Source organism: Paenibacillus nuruki (genome assembly GCF_001721045.1).
Classification (GTDB): Bacteria; Bacillota; Bacilli; order Paenibacillales; family Paenibacillaceae; genus Saccharibacillus; species Saccharibacillus nuruki.
Genome location: NZ_MDER01000044.1, coordinates 1 through 22,756, shown reverse-complemented (window position 1 = coordinate 22,756; position 22,756 = coordinate 1). Strand labels below are relative to the sequence as shown.

General features: G+C 40.8%; 17 protein-coding genes. 2 read left to right on the top strand and 15 right to left on the bottom strand.

Annotated features, from left to right (window positions below):
* Nucleotide 1: 1 nt before the first annotated feature.
* From PTI45_RS12925 to PTI45_RS12865, 13 genes are all read right to left on the bottom strand, one after another.
* A complete protein-coding gene (locus tag PTI45_RS12925; protein ID WP_069328007.1) occupies nt 2-1,765 on the bottom strand; it encodes a prenyltransferase/squalene oxidase repeat-containing protein in 1,764 nt (587 codons plus the stop codon).
* A gap of 76 nt (nt 1,766-1,841) precedes the next feature.
* Nucleotides 1,842-2,795, bottom strand: a complete 954-nt coding sequence (locus PTI45_RS12920) for a sugar phosphate isomerase/epimerase family protein (RefSeq protein ID WP_069328006.1) — start codon at nt 2,793-2,795, stop codon at nt 1,842-1,844.
* Between the two features lie 39 nt (nt 2,796-2,834).
* Nucleotides 2,835-3,755 (bottom strand): carbohydrate ABC transporter permease, encoded by a 921-nt coding sequence (locus tag PTI45_RS12915; protein ID WP_083243518.1) that lies wholly within the window; start codon nt 3,753-3,755, stop codon nt 2,835-2,837.
* Entirely contained in the window at nt 3,755-4,651 is an 897-nt protein-coding gene (locus PTI45_RS12910) for an ABC transporter permease (protein ID WP_371748239.1), read from the bottom strand. Before PTI45_RS12910 ends, PTI45_RS12915 begins: the two co-directional genes overlap by 1 nt.
* Before the next feature lie 316 nt (nt 4,652-4,967).
* On the bottom strand, nt 4,968-6,581 hold the full coding sequence (locus tag PTI45_RS12905; RefSeq protein ID WP_069328004.1) for an extracellular solute-binding protein: 1,614 nt from the start codon (nt 6,579-6,581) through the stop codon (nt 4,968-4,970).
* Nucleotides 6,582-6,961: 380 nt separating this feature from the next.
* Nucleotides 6,962-8,041: a Gfo/Idh/MocA family protein gene (locus tag PTI45_RS12900; RefSeq protein WP_069328003.1), complete on the bottom strand. Its 1,080-nt coding sequence runs from the start codon at nt 8,039-8,041 to the stop codon at nt 6,962-6,964.
* A 37-nt stretch (nt 8,042-8,078) separates the two neighbouring features.
* On the bottom strand, nt 8,079-9,074 hold the full coding sequence (locus PTI45_RS12895) for an AraC family transcriptional regulator (protein WP_069328002.1): 996 nt from the start codon (nt 9,072-9,074) through the stop codon (nt 8,079-8,081).
* A 52-nt stretch (nt 9,075-9,126) separates the two neighbouring features.
* Entirely contained in the window at nt 9,127-10,098 is a 972-nt protein-coding gene (locus PTI45_RS12890; protein ID WP_069328001.1) for a Gfo/Idh/MocA family protein, read from the bottom strand.
* A gap of 218 nt (nt 10,099-10,316) precedes the next feature.
* The gene (locus PTI45_RS12885; RefSeq protein WP_069328000.1) at nt 10,317-11,399 is read right to left on the bottom strand and encodes a Gfo/Idh/MocA family protein; all 1,083 of its coding nucleotides are present in this window, start codon (nt 11,397-11,399) and stop codon (nt 10,317-10,319) included.
* Nucleotides 11,400-11,568: 169 nt separating this feature from the next.
* The gene (locus tag PTI45_RS12880; RefSeq protein ID WP_069327999.1) at nt 11,569-13,839 is read right to left on the bottom strand and encodes a helix-turn-helix domain-containing protein; all 2,271 of its coding nucleotides are present in this window, start codon (nt 13,837-13,839) and stop codon (nt 11,569-11,571) included.
* 188 nt (nt 13,840-14,027) lie between these two features.
* Nucleotides 14,028-15,278 carry an MFS transporter gene (locus tag PTI45_RS12875; protein WP_083243517.1) on the bottom strand — a complete coding sequence of 417 codons (1,251 nt, stop codon included), beginning with the start codon at nt 15,276-15,278 and terminating at the stop codon, nt 14,028-14,030.
* Between the two features lie 20 nt (nt 15,279-15,298).
* On the bottom strand, nt 15,299-16,294 hold the full coding sequence (locus PTI45_RS12870; protein WP_069327998.1) for an ROK family protein: 996 nt from the start codon (nt 16,292-16,294) through the stop codon (nt 15,299-15,301).
* Nucleotides 16,291-17,523: an ROK family transcriptional regulator gene (locus tag PTI45_RS12865; protein WP_083243516.1), complete on the bottom strand. Its 1,233-nt coding sequence runs from the start codon at nt 17,521-17,523 to the stop codon at nt 16,291-16,293. The genes PTI45_RS12870 and PTI45_RS12865 overlap by 4 nt, the downstream gene beginning before the upstream one ends.
* A gap of 437 nt (nt 17,524-17,960) precedes the next feature.
* On the opposite strand from PTI45_RS12865, the gene PTI45_RS12855 reads away from it, so the two are divergent.
* The gene (locus tag PTI45_RS12855) at nt 17,961-18,470 is read left to right on the top strand and encodes a Crp/Fnr family transcriptional regulator (protein WP_069327995.1); all 510 of its coding nucleotides are present in this window, start codon (nt 17,961-17,963) and stop codon (nt 18,468-18,470) included.
* 68 nt (nt 18,471-18,538) lie between these two features.
* On the opposite strand, the gene PTI45_RS12850 is transcribed toward PTI45_RS12855, so the two are convergent.
* A complete protein-coding gene (locus PTI45_RS12850) occupies nt 18,539-19,555 on the bottom strand; it encodes a PTS sugar transporter subunit IIC (RefSeq protein ID WP_069327994.1) in 1,017 nt (338 codons plus the stop codon).
* A 292-nt stretch (nt 19,556-19,847) separates the two neighbouring features.
* Here PTI45_RS12850 and PTI45_RS12845 point away from each other — a divergent pair, with 292 nt between their 5' ends.
* Complete coding sequence (locus PTI45_RS12845; protein ID WP_069327993.1) at nt 19,848-20,360, top strand: cupin domain-containing protein; 513 nt, start codon at nt 19,848-19,850, stop codon at nt 20,358-20,360.
* On the opposite strand, the gene PTI45_RS12840 is transcribed toward PTI45_RS12845, so the two are convergent.
* Nucleotides 20,361-22,412: a methyl-accepting chemotaxis protein gene (locus PTI45_RS12840; protein ID WP_245703479.1), complete on the bottom strand. Its 2,052-nt coding sequence runs from the start codon at nt 22,410-22,412 to the stop codon at nt 20,361-20,363. It lies immediately after the preceding gene.
* Nucleotides 22,413-22,756: the final 344 nt, after the last annotated feature.

Sequence of the window (22,756 nt, the reverse complement as noted above, 5' to 3'; positions counted from 1 at the left end):
ATCATACATCCGTACCGGATAAGAGACGAATCCCTATTCTGTGTTCAAAAGGAGTCATTACATTCACAAGTAGCGTCTGACAATCTTGCGGATAATGCGCTTCTCGCACACTTAGAGCCGTATGTTCCAGACAACCACCTGTTAATTCTATTCGGTCATTTCCTTGCTGTACAACGACTGTTCCTGCTGACCATAATTGGGAAAAAGGGTGTATCTGCTCTAAGTGTCCATCGACTGCTGTAATAATCGCTTGCTGGTCAAAAACAAATGATAGCTGTGTCATTACATCGGCAGGCTCATTAGAGATGATATGTAGATCATATCCATTTTCCAATTCGGTCATACGCACTTCCAGTTGATAAGTCTGCGTATGGGTAGCAATACGGTGTTGATGAGGAAGCAAATACCATGGACTCACTGTTGCTTGTGCAGAAGCAGGTAATTCATGCTCGGGTACACAACTATTGTAACCCTTTTCATACGTCGCTGTCATGGTGAACCCCTCAGTCGTTTCGGTTAACGTCTGCATCGGTACAAAGCCCGGCCCAAAATAAGAAGCAATCTGTACACCTAATAGTCGTACATGTCCATGTCTAATCGCTAGGAATGAAGACGTTTCTGCCATCATCGTTACGCTTGTCTTTTCTTCACGAATACGCATGACAGGCGCGCCAAAATCCAAATGAGGTCGACTATATTGAATCTGCGAATAGCCTACTTCTGCAATCTGCTGGATATACGAGTCACGATCAAATGAACCATTAATCATTTGGCGATAATGGGTGGGCAAAGCGGTAGCGATGACTGTCTCCCCTTCATGTGGATACAACAACATGCCGACAAGTGGATTGTTAGCACTACTCGGTGGACGCACAGTGGTCGTACACAATGCTTGTTCAGCTAATTCTGTCATCGTTGCAAATTGAGCATTGTGGTCGATGGGAGTCATCAGATAATAAGCAAGCAGATAATTGTCTAATGTAAAGGTCTGCCCGAAATCTTGCCGACCTGAATAATCGGTGACAATCTCGCCAGAAGGATGAATCAAATAGATCATCATATTCAGATTAGCACGCACAGGTTGTAGATATTCAGGCTTGGATAATATACGTGCGGTATGGATTAACATCACATCACTAACTGCATTGTAAATACCGTTACTACGCTCAGTCCATTCTCCATCTGGAGTCGCATCGATTCCTTCTGCCAACCATTGTTCTGCCCGTGTGAGTAATCGAGAATCACCGAATAATTGATACAGATAACTAAGTGCCGCCGACAACACCCAGCGATGATTAGGTGTATGACAACCTCCTGTTAACATCACCGGAATCGTTTGCTTGAGAAATAACAATATCCGACTAGCGACAGGAGCATTTTTACTCCAATCATCTTGTTCTAATAGTAGATACAACTGCGAATAACCGACCACCACAAACGCTGTATCTGGAGGTGAATGAAAATTAGTCCACCCCGGAGAGATGGACCCATCTTCATGTTGAAAAGAAAGCATATACTGGGCTGCATATTCTAGCCGTTCGAGCACCTCTTCATGATGGTAATAAGCCGAATCAGGATTTACTAATGCGGCTCCCCATACCGACATCCAGACAGGTGTTCCTGCATGATGGTTAGGCCAAGCGATCCCATTTTCACGATCAACCACGCCTCCAAAAGATCGATGATTCCGATCGAGAATCTGTCCCGCCAGACCTTCTTCTACCCATTGATCATTGATGCTTACCAGTTGCCTGCTGACAGCCATAGCAATGTCCTCCTTGCTTTTCTACTTGATATCGATTTGTCTGTGTATGATCTATTTCGTATTGTGGTATCCTGTTTTATTTATGATGACGCTCTTGAATTTTGGAGATTAAAAGCTGATGACTGGCTTCAATCTCTTCCGGCTGACAAGCGGCTTTTAGTTCATATACTTTGACAGGCGCTGCATCGATAATATCGAGAAAGCGATCGAAAAAAGTCATGTCTTTACTATGAATATAAGGGCACCAATGATCGGATAAGCCTAACGTTTCATGAATATGCACACCGATAATATCGTCTTTCATAGCGTTGGCTTCTTCGGCATTCTGATACAAGCCCATGCGATCCATCATCATCCCGTGACCGATATCGTACCAGAGATAGACAGGTGCACCTTTCATCCGTTCACGTACTTTTTTTGCTTCAGCTAAGGTAGGCATCTGATAGCAACGTGAACGTGTTTCAATCCCAAAAGCCACATTGTATCCTTTGGATAATACACGGTCACATACCTCTTCCAGACTGTGCTGAATACGCTCTAAATAATGCTCGGATAGACTTTCCCGACGCTCGATCATTTCAGACCATAGCTGTTGATAAGCAAGTGAGTCTTTGCCTTGTTCGTGATAAATGCCTTTTAATGTCTCATCTATATTGTTTGCAAAAGGAATCTCTCCGGGATGAACGACCACAGCTTTGGCTCCATAACGATGAGCATACTCAGCTGAACCCACCAGTAGATCTATCGCCTTTTGCCGTTTCACTTCATCATCAAAGCCTAGCAATACCGAATCAGTGCCATAATCAGGATCAGGTGTGTGAGGAAATGTATTATGCACACTGGATATACCGATCATGCCACGTTCAATCATCGGTTCAATCGTTTTTAGCATCTCAGTAGTCACATTATAGTTGAGTTCCACTTGCTGAAATCCAAGCTCTTGAATCTCTGCGATCATCTCTGCTCCGCTAGAATGACGCTTAATATTCCAGCATGTTGAAAATGAATATTCTCCTTTGGATGTAAGCATATAGACTCCTTTCATGATCCTTCTAGATGTGCAATAGCTTTAACCTTTGACCGCCCCTAACATCACTCCACTAACAAAGTAACGTTGCAACCACGGATACACGATCAGAATCGGAAGTGTGGCAAAAATAACACTGGCGGCTTTGAGACTTTCAGGCATCATTTGTGCTGAACCAACCACTTCATTACGCATCAATTCGCTTGCCATATTATTTTGGATCAATTGATATAATTTGAGCTGTAATGGATATAATTCCGGGCTGTTAATATACATGAGCGTATCCATAAATCCATTCCAGCGTCCGACTGCATAGAAAAGGCTTAATGTTGCGATCACTGGCAAAGACAACGGTAAAATGATCCGCCATAATGTATAAAAGTGACTGCTTCCATCTATTTCAGCCGCTTCTTCTAGACTTTCGGGAATATTGCGGAAAAAGGAAATCATAATAATCAGATAAAAGGGGCTAATCAATCCGGGTAAAATCAATGCCCACATCGTATCTAGTAAATGTAGATTACGTACCAGAATATACTCTGGAATAATACCACCACTAAAAAACATCGTAATAATAATCAATACCATAAAGAATCCGCGTCCTTTAAGATTAGACTTGGATAATGGATACCCTGCGGCAATCGTCATTGCCATACATAAAATAGTAAAAATGACTGTCAGCATAACGGTGAATCCAAGTGACCGAATCATCGACATATCGCTAAATACTTTGACGTAGGCTTCTACCGTCCATTCGACTGGAAAAAGAGAAACTTCACCCGACATAATCGGACGTGCTGAACTTAGTGAGATCGCCAGAATATGAATAAAAGGAACCAGACAGACGAGTACAACGATACTCAGTAACGTAATATTGACGATATCAAAAATCCGATCGCCTTTACTGCTAGCTGGCTTGGCTTTGACGGCTGTTGTTTTGCTAATATCCGCTAATTTATCCATTAAAGTATCCCCTCTCCTGTCGATTTCTTAGACGCATAGTTCGCACCAAGTACAAATATCAAGCCCACGACTGCCTGAAAAAGACCAACGACTGTTGCTAATGTGTATTGCCCTGATTCTAGACCGATCCGATATACAAAGGTACTCAGTACATCCGAGTAATCTTGTACCGCTACATTACCAATCACAAATGGACGTTCAAATCCGATCGTGACCATATTACCGAGATTGATAATCAGCAGTGTAATAATCGTTGTTTTCAGACCAGGCAATGTAATATGCCAGATACGCTTCAGTCGTCCTGCTCCATCCATATCTGCGGCTTCATATAGTTCTTTGTTGATACCTGTTAATGCAGCTAGATAGAGAATCGTTCCCCAACCTGCACTTTGCCATACACCAGTTAGCAGATATGTCACCAACCAATAATTCGGATCAGTTAGAAAAGGAATCGGCTGAAATCCAAGAGCCATCCACATATTATTAACGAATCCTGATTGCGTACCGAATACTTGATACACAATGCCTCCAATAATGACCCATGAGATAAAATGCGGAATATACAGAATAGTCTGTGATAACTTTTTGAACCAGACGGCTTTGACTTCATATAGCATGATCGCTAGTAGTAAAGGCGCTGGAAAAGAAACCAACAGATCTAGAAAATTCAGCATTAATGTGTTGCGTAATGTTTTGTAGAAATCCTGATTTTGAAAAACTTCACGAAATGCATCCCAACCGATCCATTCACTATCATTGATCCCTTGAAAAAAGTTAAAGTCTTTAAAAGCAATCTGAATACCGTACATCGGCCCGTATTTGAAAGTCAGAAAGTAAGCAATCGGTAAAATGAGCAGGAAATACAACTGCCAGTATCTGCGAAGATAAGTAGACATTCTCACGTTGGTACTCCCCTTTCATTAAAATGGTGTGGAAAAAACCTCACTCTGGTTTGAGTGGTGATGTGCTCTTGGTGGGAAAGCGCTTCGTGAACGGATTCTTTCTTGGCGTCGCTGGTAAGATCGGATATCTTGATTTGACCGCTGGGCGGTCGATATCCGAGTCTCAAAGGCGACTTTTAGAAAGAATCTGTTCACTACGCTTAGTGGTAGGAGCACATTTTTCTTTAAAGATGGCGTTGCGGTTTTTGCACAGTAGGCGGGTGGGGCAAGTTTTGGCTTTTGATTAGGGAGTTGCTTGAAATCAAACTTTTTACTTCGCACCTTGTTCTTGGAATACTTTGGTGCGTTCGTCTAGGATGGCTTGGCCGCCGCTACTCATATAGTCTTTGAGTAGTGAATCGTAGACGGTATCGAATTGAGCGGTTGGAGCCATTGTTGCTTTAACGATCAGTTGATTGTATTTGTCTTGTAGTCCGCTACCATATTTAGCTTCGGCTTTGATAGGAACGCTGAAGTTAACGGGTGGGATGGTATCTGTATTGGAAATTTCCACAGATTTACGCATCGCGGCTTGATATTCTTCCGGTGTCTGCATGATATAAGCGTCGTTGTTTTGCTCTTCTGTGCCTACGATTTTACCGTTAGCAATAATCGCCATATCTCCGTAGTTGTACAAGCGATTGGTTGCTTCTTCGGTCGCATCTTCTTTGGCAACAGGCACGCCGTCTTTGAGTGTATAATTCTCGCCTTCTACACCATTTTGCATATCAAATAAATTTTTGTCTGAAGCCATCCAGTCTAGATATTTGATCGCTTCCACCGCTCTAGGGCTAGATTTGGGAATCATAATATACAGACCGTTCGAAGCATATTCAGGTTTGGCATGTTTGCCTTCATTATTAGTAAAGACATCGGTAGGTGTTAATTCTGCACCTTTTACATTGGTTTTTAGATTTTTGTAGGTTCCGTTATAGGTGAAATACAATTCACCAGCATCTTCGGTATAAAAGCCGACTTTACCGTTTTGGACATCTTGCCATAATTGTTTTTTGTCTTCATCTAAGCCAAAGTCTGTACTGATCAGTTTTTCGTTATATAGTTTGTTCATAAATTGCAGACCTTCTTTGAAGCCCGGCAATAATGTAGGATAATCGCTGGAACCTAGCTTTTGTGTTAATGTATATTTTTGTTCATCTGTTAATGGTTGTTGGACAAAAGACCATAACAATGGATCATATTGAGCAGGTGCAATCGTCATACCGAATGGAATTAGACCGCTACCGACTTTGCCCGGATCTTTTTCTTTAAAAGCTTTGAGTGTCGTATACAGCTCATCGGTTGTTTGTGGCATCGGTAATTTCAGTTCATCTAACCAATCTTGACGGATATAAGAAGCATATTTCCCAAGAACAGACCGCTTGCCTGGAATCGCAAATTGTTTACCTTCTATTTGCCCGTAAGCCAGTGTGTCATCACCTAAGAATTTTTTGAGATTAGGGCCGTATTGATTGAGCAAATCTGTTAAATCCGTTAAGCCACCTTGTTCTGCATAACGATTGAATGTTCCTTGATCATAAGTAAATACGATATCAGGTACATCGCCTCCACTTGCCATCAAGACGTTCAACTTCTGCAATTCATCGGAACGAGGAACCGGTACATACTGCACATCAATTTTATTGGGTTTGCCAAAACGTTCATCAACTAACTTGGTCATATAGTTATCACTAATGGTATAACCGGATGGAGAATTACCACGATCGAAGACTTCTACTTTTAAAATAGAACTTCCATCTGCACTTGTGGCACCGCTGCTACTTTCATTGGAAGAACATCCCGCCAAAATGGTAATGCCTGCTAATACAATTGCCAACATTGAGCTTGTGACACCTTTAACCATTTTTTGATTTGGACCTTTTTTCATCTTCTCAACCCCTTTGTCAGCTTATCTCCCTTAGAACGTTTATCTTTGTACGAAAAAGTCAGCATAATTGTCATATGCTCCTTTTGGGATGTTCTCATTATGGCATTTACAGCGATATTCAGACAATCAACTATTTTCCGAACATAAACTTTACCAATGAAAACGGTATCATTTTAATAATCAACTATATTCCGATGATGAACTATTTTCCGCATTAAGGTTTATGTGAGTTAACGTAACGTTATTCTTCCTATCTAATTTAGAAAAGGGCATAAAAAAAGAACCTTTCGCACTCGATTTTGATCGAATAATCGAAAGGTTCTTTGTTGAATGATTAGCTTATATCATTGAACTTAGTTCGTGCTTATAACATCAAGCGCTTAAGGTAATACAATATCGACTTCTTTGCCCAGTTCAGAAGAACGGAAAATCCCATCAATAATTGCTTGATTCAAAATAATCTGTTCTCCCGAAATAGGAGCAGGCAATCCATTCGCTACAGCATGGACGAAATCTTTTACTTTTTCATCAAATAAATTCAGATCAGAACGTACACATGGAATTGGAGTATGGGTTAAGCGACCACCGATATCATGATACTTGGTAATCGTACCTACACCACCATCCCATACGCCTGACCATGGGCCTTCGCCATAAGGAGTGATTTTCATACCGGCATCTGTTCCGAGAAAACGTGTCGCTCCCAGCGTATCCATATGCATCGCCCAAGCTGTTTTGAACTGAAGAGTAATACCGCCTTCTAAACGGATCAATGCAGCGCCAAAATCTTCTACATTAAAGTTGTCTGCTTCAGGATGGTACTTGGGATTGGTTCCGAAGTGGTTGGATACTGTGGCAGATACCGTTAATGGCTTCGGATGACCCAGTGTATGAAGAGCTAGATCCAGTGAATAACAACCGATATCAGCGAGTGCACCTGCACCTGCTAATTCTTTGCGGATAAATGTACCCTGCGGCATTCCTCTACGCCGACCACCACCGACTTCAACATAATAGATTTTGCCTAGATTGCCATCTTGAATATAATTGCGAATAAATTGCATATTCGGATCATAACGTGGTTGGAAGCCGATCGATAACATTTTTCCAGATTTTTTGGACATCTCTACCATTTCAACAGATTCTTGCAACGTCACAGACATCGGCTTTTCCAGCAATACATTTTTACCTGCGGCAAGAGCATCCATTGTTGTCTGATAATGCGATACATTAGGCGTACAAATACTGACTCCATCTAATTCTTGCTCTAGCAATACCAGATGATCCTCGTAAGCGTGTGCTTGGTTCAAATGATGAGTCGCTATAAATTGACTGGCTCGATCAGGCACAATATCTGCCACACCTACAATCTCTACATTTTCCATCTGACGATACGCATTGACATGCATACGTGCAATACCGCCACTGCCGATAATACCTATACGAATTTTAGAGGTCATTTGCTATTCAGCTCCTGATCAAGTATTTATCACGCCATTATTCGTTGATGATCTGTTGAGATTGTTCTTTGAAAGAACGAGGAGTCATACCATACCTTTTTTTGAAGACCAGATATAGATAATTTACATTTTCAAAACCATTATCTAAAGCGATATGCTCTACCGTTTTGTTCCCTATACGAAGTTCTGTACAAATATGCGTCAAACGAACTTCTTCCAGATAAGCAGTAAATGTAGCCGATGTATATTTTTGAAAAACACGCTGTAACTGACGTTTGCTAATACCTACTGTGGTCGCCACTTCTTCTAGCGCAATCGGAAACATATAGTTATCCCGTATAAACTGACATGCCATTTGAAAATGCACTTCAGACGCTTCCCGATGCGGTAACGTTAACCATGGCTGCTTTTCCTGATTAGATGCATGAGTCGTCAATAACATAATCTGAATAATACATTGCCGAATCGTCTCATACACTCCAGATTCATGATTCACAATCGCATCATAAGCACGATAAAAATAGGACATCGTCTGTCTGCGATCCATCATCGGACGTGCAGGCAAATCATACAATTGACGTACACATTGTTCTGCTTCAGAGACTTCTTGTTCTTTGCCCCAATCCGCAGGTTCTACAGAAGCTATACTCTTATCATTGTCCATCCGCTCTATGAACGAATCAGTTGTTAACGGAACGATCTCTAGATGCAGACATAATTCTTCCAAAGGGTCATATTGATCCATTTCCTGCGCATGTAACACATCAGGTCCTGTCAGATAAAACATTCCTTCTTGTAAAAAATAAGTCTGATCGTCCAATACCACACTGCCTTTACCAGAAGCGACAAAATGAAATTCAAATTCCGAATGCTTATGAAATCCTATTTTGGCTCCAGGTGCAAACGAATTTAGATGAAAACGTAATACCCGAAAACCATAATTGCCCCAGCGGAACTTCAAATCTAGCTTTTCTAGCAAAAATGGCTTTTCACGCATCGGTTGTAACGGGACGAATCGTTCATTTTTGATCATGATCTTCGTCCTTTCTTCTATGAGAGATAAGAGATTGATCTATATCTTACAATTATAATCGAACCGGACGATCTTCTGCCGCAGATTGGTTAGAAGCTTGTACCAGACGAGTTAAGTCTACTGCGAGTCCGATATTTTCTGTAGCTTCCGTATCCTGCTGAATATGAGCAACCCATTGCTGGTACGCAGTCTCACGATCTGCGGGTATAGTCACTTCTTGCCATGCCTTATCGTCCCCTGCACGTAACCATAATTTCTCATCATGAGTACTGTACAATACACTGCCAAGTGTACCGTGAACTTCAATAACAAATGGTGAAAAGCGATTAACAAATCCCGCTTCTACAATTCCTACACCGCCATGGCTATAACGGAATGTGGTGACTGCATTATCTTCAACTTCTTTCCCTGTCACATAACCATAATTAGCAGACACACTTTCAGGCATTCCCATAAATAAGCGAGCAAGATAAACGGGATGACAACCTAGATCGATCAATGCTCCACCACCACATTCTTGTTTGCCAAAAAAGTGATCCGGTAACCAGCCTTGTGTCGCTCCATCATGAGAAAGACGGGTACGTACCAGTGTTAAGTCGCCCAGTACGTTATCTGCTAGTAATTGCTGAATCGCTAGCGTATAACCTGCATTCAAACGTGGTAAAGATACTGTTAATTTCACATTATTTTTTTTGACTGCTTCTACAATTTGATCTACTTCATCATTGGTGGAAGCGATTACTTTTTCGGTAAAAATATGTTTGCCCGCTTCTGCTGCATGAATCATCACATCACGATGCATAACAGTAGGAGTGGTGATCACGACACCATCAATATCAGGATTCGCAAATAGTTCATGCAGATCTTCGTAGAAAGAAACACCGAGTTCTGCGGCTTTTTTCTGACCTCGCTCTGGAATCTCATCCCATACCGCCACTACTTCTGTATCTGGATGATTTAACGTATCGTTAGTGTAGTCCTGTGCGTGTACATGCCAATAACTTAATATTGCTACTTTGATCATGATCTTCACTCCCACTGTATAATGATTGTACTTTAAAATAGTGACACTCTACCGACAAAATATCATATTTTAGATAACATTTGAAATGAATTAAGATGACAACCACACTATAAAAAAGCGACATGTAGAGAATACTCTAAAAAAAGGCAAAATAAAAAGTGATTCTTAGAATCGAATCACTTTTTGTTCATATAGACTCATTACCAGATGATATCCAATTAGAAATAAACCGTTTGCCCTGTCTCAGCAGACGTATAAATCGCTTCTAGAATCTCGGATACGACTAACGCTTGCTCTGGTGTGACTACAGGTTCCGTATCATTGATAATGGCTTCCATCCAGAGACGCATCTCCATAAATTCAGGCTTCTCGTCATGATCTGAACTGTAAAAAGCAACGCCACTGCCACCCAATTGAACTTCTTTCACATACAAATTGCCCAAATCTTCACCATTGATATGCAGTCCATCATTCATGTCTGCACCTGCTTTGGTTCCGCAAAGTGTACATTTCGCTTCATCAGGTTGACGCACATTCAGCGCCCAACTCGCATCGATCGAGATGGTAGCACCATTTTTCATCGTAATAAATCCAAATGCGGAATCTTCTACTTTGAATTTCTCAGGGTCCCACGGTCCCCATGCATTTGCAGCGTTCGGGGTCTGAGATAACTTATGATAGACCGATCCAGTAACTGAATGGACTTCATAGTTGTTCAGCATCCAGAGGGTTAGATCAAGCGCATGAGTTCCAATATCAATCAATGGGCCCCCGCCTTGCTTATCCCCATCTAAGAACACACCCCATGTCGGTACAGCACGGCGACGCACAGCATGTGCTTTGGCATGATAGACTTCACCTAGATCACCACGCTCGCATAACTGCTTGAGCATTAAGCTATCCGGACGGTAACGGTTATTGTAACCTACTGTTAATTTTTTGCCTGTAGCTTTAGCTGTTTCTAACATTTTGCGTGCATCTGCTGCTTTTTTCGCCATCGGCTTTTCACTCATGACATGCTTGCCTGCTTCCATCGCAGCGATCGCAATTTCAGCGTGAGCATCATTCGGTGTACAGACATGAATAACTTGAATATCTTCACGTTTCAACACTTCATGATAATCTTCATAGACTTGTGCATTAGCTGTACCGTATTGCTCAGCAAGTGCTTGTGCTTTTTCAGGAATAATATCGCAAAATGCAACCACATTGACATAATCCAGATTCGCTAGTGATGGCAAGTGCTTCCCTTGTGCGATTCCACCACATCCGATAATACCTACATTAATGATCTGCTCCATGTGCTTAGCCCTCCGTATACGCTAGTCGTTTAGTATAACTTGAAGTCATTTTAACATGTCAGTATTCAAAGGATACAACAAGATTGCGACAGGCTACCTTCAAAAAAGCGACATCTTTTATCGTATTATTCAATAACACTTGAGTATACACTTCTAGCTAAAAGCGACATCATTTCGATTCATATGAAGCAGGCTTCATTTTGAGCTTACGGTAGTCACCAGGGGTCACGCCGATAATTCGCTTGAATACCCGTCCAAATGTAATTGAATTCGCATAGCCTACTTGAATTGCGATATTCTGAATCGTATCTTCGGTTGAAGACAGTAATTCTTCTGCCCGTTGAAGTCGAAGCTGTACTAGAAAATCAATAAATTTAATATCGAGTTCTGCTTTGAACAAATGACTGACATGCTTGGGGGTTACATTAAAGCGTTCACTCAGATGATTCAACGATAAGTCTGGATTGGCAAAATGATCTTCGATATACAATTTCATCTCACCGATGAGCGCATGATAATTGGTCGATTCACCTGCTTCAACATAATGAGTATAGACCTGATCCAGATAGGGGAGTAAAGCTTGATGCACATCTTCCACCGTTTCTGCTTCTGCTATAGCTTCCATCGCTCTATTCGCCGCATCTCCGGTTAACAACGTATCCAGTGGTTCAGACATCCCTTCCAGTTCACGACTTAACATTTGTAAAAGCGATAATACCAGTGAGCGAATACTTTCATCACGCAAAGGTTCATTTTCAGCACGATCTAACATATGCTTCAAATGATCCCGCCATACTTCTTGAGTCAGACGGAATTCTTTGACCAGATCAGCGATATTCTGCAAGTAGCGATAACTTTCCTGTTCACGACCTTGAGGCAGATCACTATACATCACAATTCCATCGCGACCCAGCGTCATACTGTATCCTAACGACTGTAGCGCAGATTCATACGATTGTTGTACTTGAGGTAGATCATGAACCGTGATTCCTGTCCCCATCGTAATCGTCAGATGCAGATTATGTTCTACCCACTCCCGGCTGTTCGCAGCTAAGTCAAACAAGCGACGATTCCATTGCCGTTCTTCTTGCTGTATCCCGTAAATAATAATCCCGGCACGACGTACACTGATCCATTCTGACCAACCTTGCAATCCTTCTTGCTGTACCAGTTCTTGAAAAACATTCGTTAACGCCAATTTAAGCGTATTATGTTCTTGCACATTTCCTTTTTCCCGAAAAGCATCATAGTCTTTGATCTCCACAACGATCACAGCATAATACGGCAATTCCGTAGAAACTTCAGTAGGAGAAGAACGAACGTAATCGTTGAAAATATGTACATTTTGCAGTTCTTGGTGCATATTTTCAGGATGTTCCCCTTCGATCCAATTCATAAATAAACGACGACGACGAATCAGTAGATTCTCATGATATTGTTGTTCATAATCGATCGTCTGCTCAATCAGGCTTTCGAGGGCATGATCAATTAACGATAATTCATCTTTACGTGCCGATTCGCCACCTAATTGCAGGGACTCAATACGTTCCATCATGACCTGAATTGGTTTATAATTTTTGCGTGTAATATAGATAATATAGACAATGGACACCCCAACTACAAATATACCGATCAAGATCCAGATATAGGAGATAACCGATACCCATGCAAAAAGTTGCCCTGCACGAATCCCACTTTCAAATGTCCATCCCAATCGATCGGAATGAAGAGTAGTTAGCGTTTTGCCATGTTCTGCATCGTCTGTAGTGGTAGCAGGATAGATCGGTAATCCTGAAGCATCTTGAACTTCCAGAAAAGATACCTGCGGATTGAACATAGAAGCGATCATTTGCTTCATCGCATAGACACTAATATTAATAACAACCAATCCCTGATCTCCGAAAGGTAATGGCAAGCGTTTATACATCGTAATCACTTCACGCTTGGGATCATTACTCATTTCAGCAAATGAGCGTACACTCGACCAACCCCGTTGTTCTGGCGCTTGCAAAGCCGCTTGAACAAAATCACGATCGGCAAAAGCGTTCAAATCTTTTATCCCGTGTAGCGTCAATACTTGCTGATCGGTATCCCGATACATATAGATCGAAGCAATCAGTTCATTATTATTTTCTAACAGCCGTAGCCGATCAATCGTCTGATAAGTTATCGCTGTATTGTCAACGTTATTCCCATTTAGAAATAAAGGATAGACACTTGCAGTCTCCAGATCGCTTAATATATCCAGCTCTACTTCACTGACCGATCGCTCCAACGTATCCATCATATATCCTGTAGAAATACGATCGGCTTTGGCGGTTTCTTGACGTGAAATCTCATTAATCACTAGAAAAGATAAAAAGATCAATATCGATACAGTTAATAAAAAAATAGGAAAATACGATAGCAACAGACGGCGATACCAGTTTTGAAATAGCAAATGGTCCTCCCCCTTGAATGCTCCCGACACAGACTATCTTGTTTTACGTATAGATCTACACATAAGAATAGATGTTAGCCAAATGTCCGATACATTAACTTCATTATAGAAAGTATATTTACTATTAGTTTACGCTTTTCGCTGTTATTTGTTGAGGATTATTTTAAAAATAAAATAATTGTCGAATATTATTGAGGAACAGCCGAAGAAGAATGACGACTCTGAAGCGCCACATATAATAATAAAAGAGAACCTAGCATCGCACTGATCACACAGGAAAGATTCATCGCTTGCGAACCACCCAGTTCTAGTAAATAGCCATTCAGTAGATTACCAATAATACCTGCAATACCGACAAACACCATATTAAAAATACTCTGTCCGGTCGCTTGCATATGTTTGGATGTGATACGTGATACATATTCTACCGCCGCAATATAGAAGAATCCAAAGGATAAACCATGTAACAATTGCACCGCTAACATGACAGAAGGCACGGGAAATAACCACTGAATGCCCCAGCGCAAAATATAAGCAAACGCCGCTAACAGCAACATTTTCTCATGTCCGATACGGCGAATCACTTTGGCGGCAATTAACATCGACGGAATATTAGCGGCTGAAGCAATCAACAGACCGACTCCTGCCAGTTGTAATGTACCGCCTGCATCTTGAAAAGACAGCACAAAGTACGAGTTGAATGCAGTGAGTGTCTGATTAACCAGTAAGCTTCCACCGAGGAAAAATAAAAATAAGCGATTGGTTAATAACGTCTTAATACCTTCACTAAGCGATTGATTCAGAATCCGACTTTCATCAGAACGGCGAGGTAACGTAAACGCCAATATAGCGGCTAATACATTGAATAACATAAAAGGAATCCAAATTAGAGATACATCGTATCGACTAACATACAATCCACCGAGATAACCTCCAATTGCTGTACCTATACTACCCAGAAATCGGATTGCTCCGTATGTAGTATTGGCTTTTTGCGCCGCCACCAGTGCATATGAATCCGCCATTGGTGCTTGAGTCGCTGTAAAGACGGTAGAGATCGTATACACCATAATCAGAATCAAAAAGTACGGGCTTTGATAAAGAATCGATAACAAACCTGGAATCGCTACACTCAATAACAGCACCAATCTCATTTGCTGAAAACGGTCCACAACGAATCCCCAGACAGGTTGTACCAGAATCGAAATAAACGTACCGATGGATAACAACAAACCTACTTGTCCACTACCAAGCCCTCCACCTACAAGCATCGAAGATAGATAGGGATTAAAGATTCCACCTGCTAATCCGGCGAGCAAATAAAAGCTACGAATACGTAGCAACACGTCTTTGGGTGACTGTTCCTCTGTCCATTGATCTGCTAGCCGCTTTGAGGAGTCCCGTATTCCTTTTAATTTAGCACTCCATATGGAGATCATGATCATCACTCCTTTTTGACCTAACGGCTATGTGGGTTCATCATTAATGGATCATTCAATACACCATAGACTGCTCCAAGCGCTCCAGCCACATTGCCTAATACCGCAGGAACGAGTTGTGCATGAATCGGAGTAAACTGCTGAATACGTTGGCTTAATTGTTCAATATAATAGCTAGAATCTGCTACACCGCCACCAATCACTACACATTCTGGATTGAGTAGCGAAATCATATTGGCAATACCTGCCGCCATATAATCGATCGGTACATTCATGATCTCTTTTGCATCACTATTTCCTGCTTGTGCTAGCATCAATACATCTACAGCCTGTACCTGCTGAATGTCTCCTCCTGCGTGCACAACAATCGGATGAGTAGCATCTGCTTGTTGACTGGTTAACCATTGTCTGGCGTATATGCCTATGCCTGTACCGGATGCATGGGATTCGAATCGTCCAAATTCATGACTGTTAACCACTTCAAGCGATCTCTGCTCTGGCTGATGATCGACAACAAAATAAGAGACTTCTCCTGCGGTATAGTCGGCACCACGGAACAAGGTATCATTTAAAATAACTGCGCCACCAATGCCTGTGCCTACAGTGAGCATAATCATATGCTTTTTCTCGATGCCTGCTCCTTGCCAGTGTTCTCCAAGAGCGGCTACATTCACATCATTATCCAAATACAGAGCTCCTTGATAAAAAGGCTCAATCTGCTTTATCAACGATACTCCGTCTAAAGGAAGTGCTGGAATATGGGTAATCACTCCGGTGGCGACATTGACTGCTCCAGGCAAGCCTATACCGATCCCTTCAATGTCTGCGATCGTGCAATCTATGGTAGAAAGAATATGATGTACTTGCTCAAATAAAGCCATAAAAAAAGCAGAAGGTTGCCTTGCTTGAATCGTAGGTTGCTTGTGCTGCGCTAATATAGAACCTTCACGATTGGTAACGATCATTAACGTTTTGGTTCCTCCAATATCGATGCCGATCATCAAGCCTGTACTCATTCTTTGTCCTCCTGCTCTGCAAATAATATTTTACCGCCCACCACTAACATATCTTCTCTTATATATTGAAAAGCTCGGTGAATACCTGACCATGCCGCTCCTTGAATCACACCTTTGCCGGTTAGCATAGTTGTCGTTAATTGAGGGCACACTGGAGCATATTGTTCCATCTGCTGCTGAAGAGTCGGAATAAATAAATCTGCATGCTCTCCTATGTCTCCGCCAAAAACGATCATTTCCGGTGCTAACATGGATGCTAAATTAATTAGTGATAATGCAAGTTGTTGTCCGTATTGTTCCACGATAGCTTGTGCATCTGGATTCTCCTGACGCGCTTGGTTCATCAAGGTTGGAATATCCCATTGACTGATCGAATCAGAGACAGTCGCATCCGTATGAGAAGCACTATAGTGTTGAATAAGACGACGAAGCCCTGCTCCACCGATCTGCTCTTCTAAGCGCTCTCCATGAACAGAGCGAGAAAGACATTGACCCATTTCACCTGCGGACCCGGATAAGCCACGATACAATTTGCTATCAATCATAATACCTGCGCCTACTCCTTCACCCAGAGACACATAGACCATATGTTGCACCGATTGTGCAGCTCCATATTCTTTTTCAGCGATAGTTGCTAGATTAACATCATTGTCGAGAAGGATTTCACAAGGAAATAAAGAAGCTAATGAAGAAGAGGATAATGCAGAATAGTAAGGCTCAAATTGAGGAAGTAGCGTATGAATGGTTCCATTATCAGGATGGACAACAGCTGGAATTCCTGCTGATAAAAAGCGTATTTGATTCCATGTAACATTTGCCTGTGCGATGAGCTGATCCATATGTGTTTTTAGCTGTGTTAACATGCTCTGCTCGATATGTGAAGCTTCAAGAGCAAAATGCCCTGTCTCAATAATCTTGCCTGACAAATCTGTTAAAGCGGTACGAATATAATCTGCTCCGATATCCAGTGTTACAATATAGAAGACTGCTGGATTAAATGAAAGCAACTGCCCTTTGCGTCCCTGCTGATTGCTATCATCTTGTCCTATTTCCGCAATTAATTGATGTTGGATTAAATTCTGAACTGCTGAAGAAACGGTAGGTTTACTCAATCCAGTGCGCCGGCTAATCTCTGCTCGCGATAAGCTATCGTGTTGCACAATCACTTCCAAAATCAAATACTCATTCAGATTGCGGATCATTTGCGGATTGCCGATAGACATTAACATGACATGCTCCTTTGAACTTTTTTTGTAATTAGTAAATGATCTTTACTAATTAGTTGAGAATAGTATACGTCGGCTTGATGATACTGTCTAGTGTATAATGACCATTCAATAATATGAGGGAGGTGATGTAATGAAAGGTGATTTAAGAGTGTTAGCTGTAATTTGTATTATTGCACCGATCCTTTTCGTTTTATGGCTAAGTTTTAACAGTGAATTCTTAATTCCATCAGGGTACGACTTGGCGATAGACGGATATGTTATCTCTCGAACTCTTATGATTATTTTTTGTTTGTATTTATTGACGAAGTTAGGATACTTTATCTTAGAATCGAGAAAAAAGGATGAAGATTAAAATAAAATAGAGAAATAAAAAAAGCTATCTTACTGCATAGACACAGTAAAATAGCTTGAGCAAATTAGCGAAAAGAGGTTAGATGATGATTTTACATAAAGGTGAATTTTTGTTCCGACAAGGAGAACATGGTGGGCTATATCATATCACCAGTGGTCTTTTTAAAATTGTACGTCTGCATGAAGATGGTAATCCTATTTTATTTAATATTATTGTGCCTGGAGAAACGATTCCACATCATTCGCTCATCAGCCCGATGGCATATCATGGAACAGCGATTGCTTTAATAACCAGTGAAGTTGAACCGATCTCTGCCACCGAATGGTATGCGCAATTGGAACGTGAACCGCTTCGCTACCGTGATATCGCGATCCAATTACAAGATAAATTGCGGATGATGCAACAGCGGATCGATCAACTGACCCAGATTGCTCCTGCTGACAAATTAACTCATTTACAGAGTTGGTTCCAGAACTATCTCAGTGATATTCCGATTACTGATATTCTGACGCAAGATGAGATTGGACAATTGATCGGTGTACGGCGGGAAACAGTCAACCGCTTGCTTCGAGCACAGATGAAGCATATAGAATAGATCTTATCAAAAAGCCTTCTACAATATAGTTTTTTTGATAACTTCAACTTCTAATTATCTGTTCACATCTATTGTACTTCCATATGCAGATCGCCTGTTTTCGCCCAGCCTATTTTTTTAAGTCCATAATAGAGAACCAATGTAATGATTGCAGGTAAAAGAACACCGATCATCAGATATACAATAAATGCACTTGCTCCTTGAGTCGCCAAAATATTCAACGGTGCAATCATCGAGTTCAATCCTAAACCTGCTAATTCATACGAAGCTTGGAAATGGAATACCAGAGTAGCAATCGGAGCACAAATAATCGCTGCGATAAACGTAGGTAAGACCAATCGTGGATTTTTGACCAAGTTGGGAAATTGTACTTTGGGAGTGACTAGAATCTGCGCTATAATTCCGCCTGCATCGTTCTGTCGAGCAGACATTAATGTAAATCCTACAAATTGAACGGTACATCCAATCAATGCGGCTGCACTGGAGACCGGATCTAATTTGAGTGCAATCGCAATCGCCGCTGACGATGCTGGAGACATTAACAAGATACTCCATACTAATGAGATCGCCATCGAAGCTAAAATAGGAGAACCTTGTACTGATTCTGTAATACCTGCGCTAATCGTAATCAATAACGGTGTCACGACAGCGGCAAGCCCTGCACCCACTAATCCGCCGACAAAAACAGCCCCTAACGGAATCGCCATCATATCAAGCTTGGTACGCCCTGTAATCCGTTTTCCTACATATGTGGCTACGATCGCTGCAAGCACAGCACTAATGGGCTGTCCGGGTACAAGCGTCATTCCGCCCTCTACATTGAGATGAAGAGCAGCTCCACCGATTGTACTTGCGATCATCGCACTAAAAAGAACAAGCGTATTGCCACCCAACTGAAAAGCAATCCCTGCTCCTAATGCAGGCGCAAGCAGTATTTTGGCAACCGATCCGATAGCGATCAGTGTATCCCATCCAAGAAATTTACCAAATGTCTCGAAAAGCAATCCTATTCCCAGTGTGACTAGAACAGCATTTGCCATTCCTGCTGAAGCTTTGTACATCCGACTGACTACATATTCTTTCATTTCTGTATACTCCTTTGTGCTGTATGCGTATAATGATCCAAACGTTTATTAGTTATCCTAACACTATCATTTTGATACTGTAAATCATATATTTTCAGAAATACATATTATCCTTGAAAATCATCATCATTTTGCAATTCATTTCAAGCGTATGTATAGCAAAAAAAGCCATCTCCAAGGAAAGATAGCTTTTCAATATTCCACGATATGTGTATTAAACAGTGATATCTAATACACATTTTGTATAGCAACATTGTATATTTATGCATTTCTTTAAGGAGGTTTTATTGATATGAGCACTCAGACTGTTCAAGCTTTTTACTTTCAATCTAATCAAGGCATTCCTAATAATCCTCATTTACCTGTCTTGCTGTATTCGCAAGCGTTTCACAACAATCCGGCACAGACTGAATCTATGTTCAATCAACACCAGTGGCTGAATAGTTGGACAAATGGTGTATTTGATTATCATCATTATCACAGTAATGCACATGAAGTCTTGGGCGTAATCAGTGGTCATGTGACAGTACAACTAGGCGGTAAAGAAGGAAAAATATTCACTTTGCAGACAGGCGATGTAGTCGTTTTACCTGCGGGCACAGGGCATAAGCGGTTATCCGCCAGCCCTGATTTTCGAATTGTAGGCGCCTATCCTGATGGCATGTCCTACAATACACGTACTCCAGCAGACAAAGAAAAAGAACATGCGACAGCTTTGGCTGAAATCTCGCATGTTCCTCTTCCGAAAATGGACCCTATTTATGGACCTAATGGGCCCTTATTGCAACACTGGCATTCGGTTTAATTATACTTTGAAGCGTTGAATCATTTGGTTCAGACGATCTGCACTATCATTGGTTTTCTTCGCTTCTTCAGCAATTTCATTTGCTTTGTTTACAACAACCGTTGTTTTATCTGCAATCTCTTCTGTACCTTCAGCCGATTCATTGTTAGAAATCGAGATTTCATTGATCGCTTGAGCTAGATTCTGTACTGAAGCACTTAACTCTTCGCTGGTTGCGCTAAATTCAGAAACCATACGGTCAATATAAGTAGCATCATTCAAGTACGATTCGCTCGTTTTGTTCATCATTGCATAATCTTTAGCAATATTACCTGTTAGTAGATCGATCAGACGTTGTGTAAAGTTCTGTAGATTCCCTACAGAATCTGTAACATTGCTGGTGATCACTTGAATCTGACCGACTGTGTCTTTGGAAGCATCTGCTAACTTGCGGATTTCTTCTGCGACAACTGCGAATCCTCGACCTGCTTCACCTGCTCTTGCCGCTTCAATAGAAGCATTTAGCGCAAGTAAATTGGTTTGTTTTGTAATTTGTAGAATAGATTCGCTTAACTCTTTGATCGTATCTACTGATTTGGATTGTTCAAGAGCTTCATCTAAGCCGACTTTTACTTCTTCATAGACTACAGTCGTTTCTGCAACTGATTTTTCTAGAGCTACTTTGAAATCAGTAGCGCGTTTACTAATGATATTCGCTTCTTCTGCACCTTCTTGGGCGCCTTTAGCGATAGATTCAATCGCTTTTTCAAATTCATCGGTAGAAGCATTAATTTGTTGTGCAGAAGCGGCTGTTTCTTCCATACCTGCAGACATATTTTGCGTAGTTGCCGATACGTCTTGCAATTCTTTATCCATATCTATAAACATCGTGTGTGCTGTATTGCTAGCTTCTTTAAGATTTCTGGATTCTTCACTCACTGATTGAACCACTTGTCTTGTAAATTCATGCATTCGGTTCATCGAACGAATCAATACGCCCGTTTCACCCACACTATTTTCATATTGCGTAGGCAATAGTTTAGAGAAATCACCTTTGGACATAATTTCTAATTGCTCAGAAGCCAGACGGATTGGTTTGACAATACTACGTACGACTAGGAAAAGAATAATTAGAGCAATGATCAGAACGATAATCGTGATCACAACAATAGTTGTTAAAATACTATATAGATCGTTCATATAACTACTTACAGGAAGAAATGTAACTACGCTCATTTTCAAAGAATCATCTTTCACAAAAGAAGCAAGATAACGTTCGCCACCAATAGTTACATAACCTGTACCATTTTCAGCAGTACCTATAGTTTTAAGTCCATCTTCGTTATTCAACTGGGTAAAATCAGTCTTAAGCACTTGATTCGCATCTTGTGAGGCAATAACGATACCTTTTTCATTAGTCACGATTGTGTTAATCGTTTGCTCTTTTTCTTTTTGAGTGATGCCATCCAATAGCGTATTGATATTCATAGGAAGTGCAAATACATTTAATACTTTATTAGTCGTCGGGTTTTTGACAGGTTCAACGACTACAATAACAGGATTGCCGGTTACAGGTGAAATCTGCATTTCAGACACCATAGGATTACCACTATTCATTACTTGTTTGTACCAAGGAGATGTGGAGATTAAGTCTGTTCCTTGCGATTTTCCTGCAAGACCATCCAAAAATACTTTGTCTTGATAAGAGAAGAATATATTTTCATACAATCCATTCGAGTTTTGTAATTTATCATTAAAGTTGTTTTGAATACGATTGAAGCTAGCCGTATTGGTTACGCCTGTTGTGATAAGATTTTGAAAAAAGTCAACATTGTAGATTTCTTTAGAAATGGAACTAGCTAATGTTTGTTGAGCAGCAACTGCCATTTGAAGTTCTGTGACTTTCTCATTCGCTACACGAGTTAGTGAGTTCGTATTCATAGACTCATACGAACGAGTGGTCATTACGCCAACAGCTGTAATAGAAACAGCCATAGCCAAAACAATACACAAAGCAGCAATAGATAATATCCGCGAAAACAAGCTCCCGGTCATATTTCGAAATAATTTCATAGTAGTAATTAACTCCTCTTATTTAAAATCTAAGTGATGGACATGCTATGACTAACGACGGGTTCTTAAATCATCAAATAATATACTAATTTATACTTTTTTAGAATAATCGACTTATAATATTACTTTTTTCGACATTTAGTAATCTATTTGAATCAGTTCTTTTTGCCTATATTTTAATATATACTTTTATTCGACATTTGAATCACTATTCTTTATATTTTTACAAAATTTTAATTGATAAAATTTAATTTTACGCATTTCATTATCTGTCTCTTATCCACACTTAACCTTGCCACCGACCACCCCTTTTTGACTCTCGTTGTCCTCCTATCATTAAACAA

Coding starts and splice junctions, on each gene's coding strand:
- PTI45_RS12905 (WP_069328004.1), bottom strand. CDS start 6,581: ATGAAAAAAGGTCCAAATCAAAAAATGGTTAAAGGTGTCACAAGCTCA.
- PTI45_RS12875 (WP_083243517.1), bottom strand. CDS start 15,278: ATGATCTCCATATGGAGTGCTAAATTAAAAGGAATACGGGACTCCTCA.
- PTI45_RS12885 (WP_069328000.1), bottom strand. CDS start 11,399: ATGGAGCAGATCATTAATGTAGGTATTATCGGATGTGGTGGAATCGCA.
- PTI45_RS12840 (WP_245703479.1), bottom strand. CDS start 22,412: ATGAAATTATTTCGAAATATGACCGGGAGCTTGTTTTCGCGGATATTA.
- PTI45_RS12910 (WP_371748239.1), bottom strand. CDS start 4,651: ATGTCTACTTATCTTCGCAGATACTGGCAGTTGTATTTCCTGCTCATT.
- PTI45_RS12895 (WP_069328002.1), bottom strand. CDS start 9,074: ATGATCAAAAATGAACGATTCGTCCCGTTACAACCGATGCGTGAAAAG.
- PTI45_RS12855 (WP_069327995.1), top strand. CDS start 17,961: ATGATTTTACATAAAGGTGAATTTTTGTTCCGACAAGGAGAACATGGT.
- PTI45_RS12890 (WP_069328001.1), bottom strand. CDS start 10,098: ATGATCAAAGTAGCAATATTAAGTTATTGGCATGTACACGCACAGGAC.
- PTI45_RS12845 (WP_069327993.1), top strand. CDS start 19,848: ATGAGCACTCAGACTGTTCAAGCTTTTTACTTTCAATCTAATCAAGGC.
- PTI45_RS12865 (WP_083243516.1), bottom strand. CDS start 17,523: ATGTTAATGTCTATCGGCAATCCGCAAATGATCCGCAATCTGAATGAG.
- PTI45_RS12925 (WP_069328007.1), bottom strand. CDS start 1,765: ATGGCTGTCAGCAGGCAACTGGTAAGCATCAATGATCAATGGGTAGAA.
- PTI45_RS12900 (WP_069328003.1), bottom strand. CDS start 8,041: ATGACCTCTAAAATTCGTATAGGTATTATCGGCAGTGGCGGTATTGCA.
- PTI45_RS12850 (WP_069327994.1), bottom strand. CDS start 19,555: ATGAAAGAATATGTAGTCAGTCGGATGTACAAAGCTTCAGCAGGAATG.
- PTI45_RS12915 (WP_083243518.1), bottom strand. CDS start 3,755: ATGGATAAATTAGCGGATATTAGCAAAACAACAGCCGTCAAAGCCAAG.
- PTI45_RS12920 (WP_069328006.1), bottom strand. CDS start 2,795: ATGCTTACATCCAAAGGAGAATATTCATTTTCAACATGCTGGAATATT.
- PTI45_RS12870 (WP_069327998.1), bottom strand. CDS start 16,294: ATGAGTACAGGCTTGATGATCGGCATCGATATTGGAGGAACCAAAACG.